Origin of the sequence: Clostridium sp. TW13, assembly GCF_024345225.1 — a bacterium.
GTDB classification, from domain to species: domain Bacteria; phylum Bacillota; class Clostridia; order Clostridiales; family Clostridiaceae; genus Inconstantimicrobium; species Inconstantimicrobium mannanitabidum.
In genome coordinates this window covers 3,446,045-3,459,442 of sequence record NZ_BROD01000001.1, presented here as the reverse complement: position 1 = coordinate 3,459,442, position 13,398 = coordinate 3,446,045, and the positions used below count along the sequence as shown (strand labels likewise).

Annotated in this window: 10 protein-coding genes; all 10 read left to right on the top strand. The window is 28.7% G+C overall.

The window, feature by feature from the left end:
- The first annotated feature begins 366 nt into the window (after positions 1-366).
- The 10 genes from OCU47_RS15960 (at position 367) to OCU47_RS15915 (ending at position 13,388) form a co-directional block, all read left to right on the top strand.
- Complete coding sequence (locus tag OCU47_RS15960; RefSeq protein ID WP_261829602.1) at positions 367-2,784, top strand: HD domain-containing phosphohydrolase; 2,418 nt, start codon at positions 367-369, stop codon at positions 2,782-2,784.
- A gap of 124 nt (positions 2,785-2,908) precedes the next feature.
- Entirely contained in the window at positions 2,909-3,937 is a 1,029-nt protein-coding gene (locus tag OCU47_RS15955) for a phosphodiester glycosidase family protein (protein ID WP_261829601.1), read from the top strand.
- A 15-nt stretch (positions 3,938-3,952) separates the two neighbouring features.
- Complete coding sequence (locus OCU47_RS15950; protein ID WP_261829600.1) at positions 3,953-4,978, top strand: hypothetical protein; 1,026 nt, start codon at positions 3,953-3,955, stop codon at positions 4,976-4,978.
- Positions 4,979-5,126: 148 nt separating this feature from the next.
- Positions 5,127-5,276: a hypothetical protein gene (locus tag OCU47_RS15945; protein ID WP_261829599.1), complete on the top strand. Its 150-nt coding sequence runs from the start codon at positions 5,127-5,129 to the stop codon at positions 5,274-5,276.
- A 39-nt stretch (positions 5,277-5,315) separates the two neighbouring features.
- Positions 5,316-8,375: a 6-pyruvoyl-tetrahydropterin synthase-related protein gene (locus tag OCU47_RS15940; protein WP_261829598.1), complete on the top strand. Its 3,060-nt coding sequence runs from the start codon at positions 5,316-5,318 to the stop codon at positions 8,373-8,375.
- 81 nt (positions 8,376-8,456) lie between these two features.
- Positions 8,457-9,086, top strand: a complete 630-nt coding sequence (locus OCU47_RS15935) for a Firmicu-CTERM sorting domain-containing protein (protein ID WP_261829597.1) — start codon at positions 8,457-8,459, stop codon at positions 9,084-9,086.
- The gene (gene xrtG / locus OCU47_RS15930; protein WP_309297455.1) at positions 9,083-9,673 is read left to right on the top strand and encodes an exosortase family protein XrtG; all 591 of its coding nucleotides are present in this window, start codon (positions 9,083-9,085) and stop codon (positions 9,671-9,673) included. The genes OCU47_RS15935 and xrtG overlap by 4 nt, the downstream gene beginning before the upstream one ends.
- A complete protein-coding gene (locus OCU47_RS15925; protein ID WP_261829596.1) occupies positions 9,657-11,027 on the top strand; it encodes a TIGR03111 family XrtG-associated glycosyltransferase in 1,371 nt (456 codons plus the stop codon). Before xrtG ends, OCU47_RS15925 begins: the two co-directional genes overlap by 17 nt.
- A 100-nt stretch (positions 11,028-11,127) precedes the next feature.
- On the top strand, positions 11,128-12,195 hold the full coding sequence (locus tag OCU47_RS15920; protein ID WP_261829595.1) for a glycosyltransferase: 1,068 nt from the start codon (positions 11,128-11,130) through the stop codon (positions 12,193-12,195).
- A gap of 17 nt (positions 12,196-12,212) precedes the next feature.
- Positions 12,213-13,388: a diguanylate cyclase domain-containing protein gene (locus OCU47_RS15915; protein ID WP_261829594.1), complete on the top strand. Its 1,176-nt coding sequence runs from the start codon at positions 12,213-12,215 to the stop codon at positions 13,386-13,388.
- Positions 13,389-13,398 lie beyond the last annotated feature (10 nt).

The following is a 13,398-nucleotide window of genomic DNA, read 5'->3' as shown; positions in this document are numbered from 1 at the left end:
TAGGTTTAAGAAAGATTGATTATGGATAAGTAATCAATCTTTTTTTGCAAAATATCTTGAATTTTATAAATAAATTAACGATATATATATAAGATATGCATATGTAATCATTATATAGTTAAAAGATAAACGAAAGTGAAGGAAAATGAGAGAATATGTCGAATATTATTCATTAAGTATGACTATATGAAATGAAGACTAATTTTTTAGTTCTTTTTTTTTCTGATTTTATGAAGAGGCATCTGGAAGTAAATAGTTTATATATTAATCTATTTGGAATCTCTACTTATTTTTAGATGTCTAAATAGAAACTTAATGAAGAAATCATATAAATAAAATCATTATTTTTAAAGGTAAGTCTTGGAGGTGAAAATTATAAAAATAAAATATAAGGCAATTGTTATAACTGTATTAAGTGTAATTCCGCTTATAGGAGTTACAGATATTATTTTTGAACATTCTTATTCTGGATATGTAAATAATAGAAAGCTTGAAGAAACAAAGAAAAGTTTTGATGCAGTAAGTGATGTTATTACTAAAGAACAGAATAGTGTAACTAGAACTGTTGAAGATTGGGCTAAATGGACAGATACATATGAATTTATAACGAACAGTGATAAAAAGTATATTGCTTCAAATTTACAGGATGACACATTAAAAAACTTGGATTTGCAAGCAATGATTTTTATAAACAAAAGTGGAAAGATAGTATATGCAAAAGAGGATAAAGAGAAAAAGATATCTAAAGATATAATTAATAGTGTACATATTGAAAACATAAAAAAGAATAGAGTAGGTCTAATGGTGCAAAATGGTAATTTGTATGTTGTTGGAATATCAACTGTAACGCCATCAGATAATCAAAACATTAGTAATGGTTTTTTAATTATTATAAAACATTTAGACATAAGCACATTCAATATCTTGAAAAGGTTGGTTAATGTAGAAGCTGATATTGAAGAAGCAAGTAAATTTAATATATCGAGTTATGATAAGTTAGTTGAAAATATAAGATATAAACAAGATAAAGAATCTATAGAAGCTGTAAAAGTGCTAAAGAACATTAATGGAGATGATGTCATTGCTGTAAAATTAATTAATTTTGGAGATAAGAAAGCAGTAAATGAATATTTTATTCTTTTTAACATACATTTTATAATTTTACTCATAGCTATCATAGCTATAGATTTTATAGTTTTAAACAAGTATAGCTTAAAAAGATTAAAAAAACTTAATGATTTTATCGAAGAGATTATAGTAAGTAAGGATATTACAAGAACGATTTCCTTACCCGGAAAAGATGAATATGCAATGTTTGCAGCATTAACTAATAGAATGTTAAAAGAGCTTAATTTAGCTTATAAAGGAATGAGAGAACAAAATGAAAGATTTATGATGCTTATGGAGGCTACTAATGATGGAGTTTTGGATTATTCAGTTAAAGAAGATAGGGTGTATATAAGTAATGAATTAAAACAATTAATTGGATTTAATAGTGAAAAGAATTATGTTTCAGAGAGGGAATATGTATCTAGAGTGCATTTAGAATGTGCAGAGCGTTTAAGAGAACATTATCATAATATTATTAATGGAAACTCTGAGTATTTTAATGCAGAATACAGAATGATAGATCAGTTAGGAAATATAACATGGGTTTTACATAGAGGAAAGATTGTAGGAAAGGATGAAAACGGAAAGCCATTAAGAATTATAAGTACTTTGGTAAATATAACAGATAGAAAAAAATATGAAGAGGAAACGTTATTTTTAAGCTATTCAGATAAGCTTACTGGATTAAGGAACAGGTCCTATATGGAGAAACAATTTCAAGCTTTAGACTCAAGTCCTAAATCCCAGTACTATATTGTTATGTGTGATGTTAATGGATTAAAAGTTGTTAATGATACCTTCGGTCATAAGGAAGGAGATCATTTGCTGTGTACAATTGCTAACATATTAACAGAAAGTTGTGAACAAGATGATATAATATCTCGCTTGGGTGGGGATGAATTTATTATTTTAATAGAAGATAAAGATGAGGAATATGTAAAAAATCTGCAAGACAAGATAAAAATAAAATGTGATAGCTTGTTTGGATACAAGTACAAAGTTAGTATGGCTATAGGATATGCAAGTAAGACAGAGGAAATTAGCGAGACTGAATTAGTAATGGGATTAGCAGATTTGAGAATGTATCGTAATAAGCTTACAGAAGAAGAGAGTACTAGAAGTGCAACTATAGAATCTTTACTAAATACTCTCCATGAGAAGCATAGCGAGACAGAAGAACATACTGTTAGGATAAAGGAATTAAGTATTCAACTAGGAGAGAAGCTAGGATTAAATCAAGAAAAGTTAGATGAATTAAAATTATTGTCATTACTTCATGATATAGGTAAAGTAGGAATACCAGAAAATATTCTTATGAAGCCAGGCAAGCTTACAGTGGAGGAATGGGCTATAATGAAAACACATACTCAAATTGGATATAGAATTGCAAAATCAAGCTCTGATTTTTCACACATCGCAAACGAAATACTAGCTCATCATGAGAGATATGATGGTACTGGATATCCAAATGGTCTTAAGGGAGAAGAGATTCCGTTATTATCAAGAATAATAAATGTAGTAGATTCTTTTGATGTAATGACTAATAAGAGAGCTTATAAGGAGGCTTTTAATTTAGAATATGCCTTTAAAGAATTGAATGAATGTTCAGGGACACAGTTTGATCCATATATTGTTAAAGAGTTTATTGATATTTTGCAAGAAAATATACGTTAGTTGTGAGAAGGAATAAATACGTTTTGTTAAAATGTGTAAAATGGGTTTATTATTATTTTCATATGTTATATAATGAAATGTATTTATTTTTACAAATGTAATATCACGAAGAGGAGGATATAAATTGAGTGTAAATTCAAATAGGTTAAAAAAGTTGAAAAAGCGTAAAAAAAATAAGAAAGGTTTAATAGCGGTATTTATTGTATTTGAGCTTTTTTTTACTTTAATAACAGCTCCATTTGTACTTCTTTATGGGCCTTTTGAAAATGCTAAAAGAATATATGTTGGATCAGCTATGACTTCAGGTAGACATCAATATTTGGCTACATTATTTCTATCAAAAGAGAGAATAGAAAAAATACTAAGCTCCAATGAAGGAAATAGTAATTTAGATGGTGTGGAGAACAATGCTTCCACTGTAGTTATAAATGGTAAGCATGATAATAGTATAGAACTTTTTGAATTTGAGAATAGCAAATACAAAGGGCGTATGTTAGTTATTAAAGATCCTCAAAGAGTTAAAATTGCATATACAGACAGCATGTATAAAAAAGGAGAAACTACTTCTCAAATGGCAATGAAAAATAATGCAGTAGCTGCAATAAATGGTGGGGCTTTTGTGGACAGTTCGAGTAACTCAACTTACACAGGTAACGGAGGTACTCCTACAGGAATAATAATTAGTAATGGAGTAGTTAAGTTTAATGATTTAAGTTCTAACAATAAAAAGACAGATTGTGTTGCTTTTGATAATCAAGGAAAGATGTATGCAGGAAGTTATTCCATCAATCAATTAAAGGAACTAAATGTTAGGGAAGCAGTAACTTTTGCACCTACCCTTGTTAGGGAAGGAAAACCTACCAATTTAAGTGGAGGATATGGGGCAGGAGGTATTGCACCAAGAACTGCAATTGGACAACGTGCTGATGGCTCAGTAGTACTGATGGTTATAGATGGAAGAGACTTAGTAGAAGGTCCAGGAGCAACGATGACTGAATTACAAACTCTTATGTTAACCAAAGGGAAATGTGTTACAGCACTTAACCTAGATGGTGGTAAATCAGCAACCATGTATCTAAATGGACAAGTTATAAATAAGGTGTCTAATGCATTAGGGGAAAGATATATAGCATCATCGATTATAGTTAAATAGTTAAAAGGAGAAATAATGAAAGTTTGTGGTTACAATTTAAAAGGAAAACATATATTAGCTTGGATGCTAATATCAATTGTATTTCAAGGAAGTATACTTTTATTTCTTGATAAATTTTATTTTAAAGATAATACTGATGTAGATATGAAGCAAGTTAATGTTTCAGATATGTCTTCAAAACCAGAGGTTCATATGGAGATACCTAGTGAATCTAAAAATGTTAAGGTATCTTATGATGGCAAGTTTATAATGTATAATGATGGTACGTCTATAAATATTGCAAACACAAGCAATGGCAGTACTCAAAAAATTGAAGGATTAGATACTGGAAGTTTATTAAGAACAACATGGGTAAATGATAGAAATTTAATGCTGTTTTTGACAAGGGAAGGCAGCAAAGTTGCTTTATATAATTATGAGCCTGAGAAGAATACAAAACAAAAGATTATTGATATTTGTTATTATTCATCAAAACACAAGGATTATGATATAAGAACTTCAACAATTACAGGAGTTATTTATGTTAGAGTTGATAATACTGCTTATAGAACAGATATAAATCAAACTAAGGTTACAGAGCAATCAATAAAAATAAGTACATTGAGTGATTTCTTTGTTCTTCCTACACAAGATAGATTAGTATATCAAAATCTTAATGGATATATATATACAACTCAACCAAGAAGTAGAATTTATTTAAATGCTAAAAGAAAGACTACAGTGTTGGGTGTAGATGATGATGGTGTGGCATACTTTGGAGAGTTGCAATCAGATAATAAGATTGATACAATTTTTAGTTTTTCCATACCTAAGAATGAAAGAAAAAGAACTCCTATAACATTAAGTAGTGCTGTGGCAACTAAAGATATATATATTAGTAGTAAAGGGAGTATTTTTGTTAATAATAGCAATAGTAAGGTAGTTACTGAAGTTGAAACAGGGAAGCAAACTAAGTATGATGGAGAGTTTTTATCTTTTTATAATTATGGAGTTACTAGTTTAGTGAATAATAAGTATTATAAAACTAGATTTAGTAATTAGTTAAAGTATGTGACAGAACATAAGTTATATGGTAGTTTATTTCTAGATGTATAAGGCATATTAAAAGTAAAATTATATTGATAACCGACCGATTGAGTAATATTAGTTTGGTCGGTTTTTTTGATAATTGAAGAGAGGATGATTTTAAATGAATAAAAATATTGAAATGATGAAAAAACTAATAGAAGAAAAGAAGAAGGCTGGGAATTCAAAAAATAATCAAAGACCAGCTAAAAGCATAGGTAAAGCAGCAAAAGGAAGAAAGAGTGGAAATGGTGGGGGATTATTTGATAAATAGGCAGTAAATAGCCTATAAGCTAAGGAGGAATGAGTTTGGGTGTCAGTGAGTGCATATAAGTACAAATTTAGAATAAATGTATCACATAGCATAAATTCGTCAACTGAAACTACAAAACCTCATTCTCATACTTTAGAGATAGCATTATTGATGAAGCAGGAAACAAGTGAATTTATTGGGTATGAAGAATTAGAGAAAAAGGTTCATCAATACTTAAGTATGTATAAGGGCATGTACTTGAATGATATTGAGCCATTTAATATCATTGAGCCTACTATAGAGAATATTGGAAATGAATTTTATGAAAAAATTAAGCAGATATTAGTGGTAAATGATTTTAGCTTATTAAAGTTAGATATTAGTGAAACTCCAACAAGAATATTTTCTGTTTCAGATACTTCAGTATTAGGATTGCTTAATGGTGAAGCAAATATGTTGATTATAGAGGATGTCCTCACTGAAAATAAATTCATAAATTCATATAAAATGCAGATGAAGAAAGATAAAAATATACCTAAGTATAATTTATCAAAGGAAGGCGACAATGATGTTTTTGTAATAAATCAAAATTATGTAGAGAATACTGAAACATCTGTTAATCTAGAAATTGATTCTCATACTAGTGAAAGAAATGTAAAGAACAAAGAAAAAATATACACTTATATGAAAGTGTTAATAGCTTGTATATATTTTTTAGCGTGCTCTTACGGAATCATGATTTATATAAAAAGATCAGGCCTATATCCAAAAGGCAGTGATATTTATGGCCATATTTTTAAAGCTAATTTCTTATATGAAAGCATAAAAAATGGAGATTATTATCCATTGTATACAAACTTGTGGTATAACGGTATACAACCATTTAGATATTGGGCACCAGTTCCATATTACATATTAGCTGCATTACAATTTTTAGTTGGTGGAGATCCTGTGAATGCTTATATAGTGTTTGTAGGACTATCTTTTTTTATTGGTGCTTCAGGTTGGCTGCTTTTTGGAATACATAATAAAAGAATGTCTTTGTGTATAACACTTGGTACTTTGTGGTTTTTGTTGCCAGATAACATGAGAGTATTTTTTTCTGAAGGCAATTTTCCACGTATGGTAATAACAATGCTTTTGCCATGTTTGTTTTATTTTATTTGGAGTTTTATTGAATACAAAAATAAGAGAAGTATATTCTTTATTATTATAATAATGAGCAATATTATCTTATGTCATGTAATGATTGCAGCAATGATTGGAATTGCTAGCTTTATATTTGTAATCATTTACTGTACTATAAATAAATCATATAAGGAGTCTGCTTTTTTGATAGTGAGTATGCTGTTATGTTTTGCAATGGTTGGTATTTGGTTATATCCTGCATTAAAGGGAGGCTTAATGGGAATGGAATCTTCCTCAACCTCCGAAGTTATGAGGTCTATGAGTGCTAAGGCAAGTATTTCTTTAAACCCAACATTAAGGCTGCAGGGAGGAATTGAAACCTACTACTATGGACTATCTGTATTATTAATATCTATATTGGGACTTTTATTATCAAATAGAAAAAGCATAGCAGGTTTCCTTAGTGCATTGATTATATTTGTGGGAACCACTACATTTGCTTATCCTTTATTATCAAAGCTGCCCTTGAATCAATTGCTTTGGATGTCAAGATTCACTCCTATAGCTTATGCAGTGTTCTTTTTAGCTTTGTTAGAGTGGAAGAGATGTAGGAAGATTTTCATGACATTCTTTATTGTAATGCTTGTTGCAGATATAATTCCTTCTTTAAGACTTGTTCAATACCCAATAAGTGAAAAAATGGCTAATACTTATGAAAGACAGAAAAAGATAGCTGATGAGTATTCTTTTTCTTATGCAAAGAGTATAACTAATCAGAGGTTATCTTTAATGGATTTAAGCCAATCAGGTTCTTTTCCTTCTTATGAAATAACTTCTAGAGAACCAAGGACTAAATATGTTTACGGATGGGCTTGGCAAGGAGCTTCTACTTCAAGGAATATAGTAATGTTAAACACAGCTTTAGAGAAGGGCTATTATAACTATTTGTTTGATAGATCCATAGAAATGGGCAGTGATACAGTAATAATTAGAAAAGAGCTATTTCAAGATCCAGAAGAAGAGTTAAAGAAAATCAATAAATCAGCAAATTTATTAGGCTTTAATTTAGTGCAGGATGGTAAATATTCCTTTGTATACAATAAGCAAACACCTAAAACTTTTGGAGTAATAACAGAATATGAAGGTTTAGCCATAGGGAATTCAGCAAGGCAGATTTCATTTTTATTTCCAAGTTTTAAGGAAGCAGATAATGATAATTTAGATGAGTATAATTTTGAAAGTTTGAAAAAATATAAGATGATATATCTTTCTGGTTTTAAGTATAAAAATCAAGCTAAGGCTGAAAGTTTGGTTAGAAAACTAACTGAACAAGGAATAAAGGTTTATATTGATATGAATAAGATACCTGTAAATTCAACTACTAATAGAATGACTTTTCTAGGTGTAACAGCTCAAGAAGTATCCTTTAGTGGAAGGTATCCAGATATAATTTATAACAATAAATTTATTCAAAGTGCAAGTTTTGGTGCTGAATTTTCTAAATGGAACACAGTATATTTAGAGAATGTGCCTCATATAGAGGCATACAGTAAGTTAAGTAATGAAACATTAGGAGTAATAGGAACAGGAGATAATAATAATCTTGTTTTTATGGGCTTTAATTTTCTATATCATTCCATAGAAACAAAGGATCAGAATATTGTAGGACTGTTAAGAGATGTTTTTGGAACTAGGGAAGAGATACTTCCTAATAGAGAAATAATACCTATAGAGGTGCAATATGAAAAGAATAAGATAATTGTTTCATCCCCTTTAGATAATTTAAATACTACTATTGCATATCAGGATAATTTTAATGCAGACAGGGAAATAGCAAATGAACAGAATTTGCTGATGGTTAATAAGGGAACTACGAAAATAGAGATAAGATATCCATATCTTCCAATAGGAATTGTTGTTAGTTTCTTTGGAACTTTTAGCATTGGAGCTTTTTTATATTTTATTTTGAGTAAGTCATTTAAAAGTACATAGGTTTGTATGCTAGTCTATTTGGATTTGTTGTTCATTTCCAGATGCGTAAGAAACATAATTTTAATAAGGAGGCATTAAAGAATGGGGATAGTAGTTAAACGAATTTTAGTGCGTGGATTCACAATTTTACCCAAAGGAGCTTCTACACTTAGAATGCCAATAAAAATTGATGGTTATTATGATGATTGGCTTGATAAACCTATTAGTTATCTGCATTATGGAAATAAAAATTATTCTAATAAAGTATCAATGTTGATAGATGATAATTATGTTTATCTATATATAAAGATGAATGATGCTGCATATACAAAATTTAATGGATATAACTATAATTTTAGATATGAAGGAAACCAGACATCTTTTCTAATTGAAGGTGGAGATAATATTGGTGTTGGCAGATATCAATTAAGAGTTAGAAATCAAGACGGCTGGACCATAGTTAAGGATAGTAATGCTTATATAACCAGATATAGCTTGGCTTCTACCGCAGGTTTTAAATCAGATGAGGCTGAAATACAGATACCAATTGCAGCCATACAAAAAAATGCTAATGGCAATAGCATATCATTTAATTCACCTAATTTAGGGCCGCAATGGGTTACTGCTGTTGGTACTAGTACTGCACCTTTCTTAGGAATAGGAATATCAATTTTAATTGCATTAGGTGGATATTTGTTTTTTAAGAAAAAAAGAAAGCAGATTAAATCATGATATTGCATATATTATTTTTTATAATTTGGATATACATATTGTGGGTTACCAAGAGAGCAAAACTTGATTTTTTTAAATTTTGCATAGGAAGTGTTGGTTTATTTGTATTTATGATGATATGGCTTCAGCCTGTAGCAACATTACCTTTAACTAAAATTGTTGCAGCTGGTACAGGAATATTAGGTAAAATAACTAAAATGTATGAATCTTATTATGAATACGGAATGATTTTCATAACGCAAAATGATTCATCAATTTCTCTATATATTGATTATGAATGTTCTGGAATAATTGAAATTATGGCATTTTCATCTATGTTGTGGTTCTTTCCTGTGTATAATTTTTTTGAAAAATTTATAATAACAATAGGTGGTATTGTGTGGATTTTTATGGCCAATGTGTTTAGAATCTTTGCCATTTGTACTATGATATTTTTCTTTGGAAATAATGTATTTTATCTTGCTCACACAGTGTTTGGAAGGATAATATTTTATGTCTTATCAGTAATTTTATACTTTTATGTTTTTACAAAATCCCAAGTTATAAGGCAGAAGGTGGGAAACTTTAATTATGGAGATGATATTTGAACGATTATCAAGTGAAATGGTATTTTGGATGGCTTGGGTTATTATTCCCTTGATTATAGAGATTGCACCATCTTTATTTGGTTTTGTAATTTTGATAAAAAAGAGATTTTTGTTAAATAATTCAAAAGAACCTATAAGGCTTCCGGAAATAACAATAATAGTACCAGTATATAATTCTTCGGATACTCTTAGAGGCTGTTTAGAGTCTATATATTTATCAAATTACCCAAATTCTCTAATAAGCATAATGGTTGTTAATAATGAAAGTAAAGATGACAGCTTTAATGTATTTACTCAGTGTCAAAACGAGTTTAAGGAGTTATCAATGCAGTGGTTAAATGCTAAGCAAGGTAAATCTAAAGCACTTAATATGGCACTTTTTAATAGTGAAGGCAAATATATAGTACATATTGATAGTGATGGAAAGCTGCATCCAGATGCAATTAAAAATATAGCAGTTAGGTTTGAACAAAATAAAAATATAGATTGTTTAACAGGCGCAATATTATCAGACTACAATGAAGTGGAAAAAACAAAGGGATTTTGGATGAAGCTACTCAGAAGAACTGAGTTTTTTGAGTATTGTCAAGCGTTTTTGGCAGGAAGAAATTTTGAATCAGAGTTTAATAATATTTACACTCTGTCAGGGGCATTTTCTGCTTTTAGAAAGTCTACTATTCTAAAGACACAACTATATAACACTGATACAGTTTGCGAAGATACGCAAGTAACTTTTCAAGTAAGAGAATTGCTTAAAAAGAATATACATATGTGTGAAAATGCTTTATTTTTTGTGGAACCTATAGAAAATTTTGATAAGCTATATACTCAAAGGCAAAGATGGCAGCGGGGAGAAATTGAGGTTGCTCATATGTTCTTGAAGAAGAACTTATCCGCTACAAAAGGTTTCTTCTCTAATTTCATGGTTAGGCTTCTAATGATAGACCATACTTTTGCTTTTCCAAGGATGATATGGTATTTTGCATTAATATGTCTTGTATTTCTTAATTATCCTATGAGGCTTATATTTGGATCTGTTATTATTTTGTATTTACTTTATATTCTTGCAGCTTTTCTATACTTTTTAAACATTTGCTTATACTTAGAGAAGTTTAGAAATATAAGAAAATACTATATTTCTAAATGGTACATAATATTTATTTTGCCTCTTTTTAATTTTATAGTGTTTTGGATTAGGCTAGCTGGAATTATTAATTGTATCAGAGGTGAAGGAAGGTGGAAAACTAATACACTTACAGAAGAGTGGAGAGGATTTACTTCAATAATTAAGTCTGATTTTTTGTTTATAAACTCAATAAGAAAAAAAATAAATAGTATTATAAATCATAAATAGAGTAATATAGCATCCATTGTAAATAATAAGAATAAAGCATCTGAAAGCACATAGTTTTATATGCTTTTAGATGCATAACAACTTTTTTACGGAGGATGAAATGTTAAGTATAATTATACCAACTTATAATGAAGGTGAAAATGTTATTATAATATCTCAAGAAATACAAAGCAGTATGAATATGTATGATTATGAAATTGTATTTGTGGATGATAGTAAAGATAATACAGTAGATATATTAAATAAATTAAAAGAGAATGATGAAAAAATAAGATATTACCATAGAAATAATGAAAGAGGACTAGCAACAGCTGTTATTTTAGGTTTTAAAATGGCTAAAGGGGATATAATAGCAGTTATGGATGCAGATTTACAACATAATCCTATAATATTGCGTGAGATGATTAATGCAATTAATAATGGGGCTGATATTGCCATTCCAAGCCGATTTGTTGAAGGTGGAGATGATGGTGGATTAGATAATGTAAGAAAGTTTGTATCCTATGTAGCAAGGAAAATAGGGCAGATTTCTATAAAAAAATTAAGAGATTTTAGTGACATAACTAGTGGATACTTTATGTTTAGAAAAGAAGTTGTAAATAATTGTGATTTAGATCCTATTGGATGGAAAATACTTATGGAGATATTAGTTAAGGGCAAATATGATAAGGTAGTAGAAATCCCTTATCAATTTGAAAGTAGAAAAGCTGGAGAATCAAAGATGTCTTTAAAAGAACAATGGAATTATTTAAGGCATGTAGCAAGACTTTTATTAAATAGTCCATCAGATATTAGGTTTATTTTATTTTGTATGGTTGGAGTTTCCGGGGTAATAATTAATTTAATAATTTATATGATTTTAGTTAATATGGGCTTTAGCATTATCAGTTCAGCTATTTTTTCTGCACTTATAGCTATGATTTCTAATTTTATATTAAATGATTTATTTACATGGAGAGATATTAAAAAGACAAAGTTAAATGAGAGAATGAGTAAGAATTTTATTACTAGCATAATTGGAATTATAATTAATGTATTTATACTAAATATACTTAAGCTATATTCCCAAGTTAATTACATTATAGCAAATACTTTCTCTATTATGTTATCAACAGTATGGAATTACTTTGTAAATAAATCATGGACTTGGAGAAGACATAGTAAATAGAAAAAGAGGTCATATTAATGATTGAAAAGATAAAAAATACAGCAAGTAAAGACGTTATTAGATTGACAAAATTCTCTATTCTAAGTGTTTTATTCTGTGGTATATTAATATTTTTTTTATTAACTCAAATGAAAGAAAATAAAAAGAATGTTATAGAATTTTTTGCTTCTCAACAAGAGATGCTTGTAAGGGAGCAAAATGAAAAAATTAAAGATATTTTGAAAACTAGCACTTCAAAAAATGATTTTGAGAAAAAAGTAGTAAATGATATTGTCAAAAAGGCTGAAAATTCGGGAAGCAGATATTGGCTTTTTGGTAATGACAAGGATTTTATTTATTATAAAGATGAAGAAACCACTAATTTATTTGAAGCAAAGAATATTAAAGGAATGTTGAAGTATTTTAGAAATAGTGGAGGATTGTATATTAATAACTTAGAAAAAGCAATTTCTAAAAATACGTTTGGAACTACAAATTATTCAGAACAAAAAAATGGTGAAAATAAAGTGGTTTCAATAGGTTTTATTAAAGCATATGATAGTAATTATGTTATTGGGTTAAGTACCTCAGAAAATTATATAATTAGTTATGCGAAAATAGATAAGTATAATATAAACCTATATATCATCATGGGATTATTTACTGCAACATTTTTAGTTAGCATAATAGCGTATACCTTAACCATGAATAAAAAAGATAAGAAGATAGAACTTGGTAATAATCTAATAAGAGAAAAGAGCATAATATTGACTGAAAATAGTGAGAAAGATAATAAGGATTTAAATGAATCAGAGAAGAATATAATAATAGATGAATTGACAGGATTATATAATCGTAAGTTTTTTGATTCAACTATACGTATATTAAATTCAAGAGAACGATTATCCATAGGAGTTATTACGTTTATAGTTGATAAAAGTAAATGCAAAGAGAATGATTATATTATAGACATAGCTAAGTCATTAGAAGAGATTTCTTTTGAAAATAAAATAATTTCAAGAATAAGTGAAGATGAATTTTCAATTATACTATTAGATGCAGATAAGGACCAAAGTTGCATAATGTTAGAAGAAATAAAACTAAAGTTTCTAGGACAGTTTCACAGTCTTAAGTTAATTGTGCTAATAGGTAAGGATGGAGAAAATAAAAATACACAATCCTATAAAATATATAAAAAGAGTTATAGAAAGTAGATGAATTAGC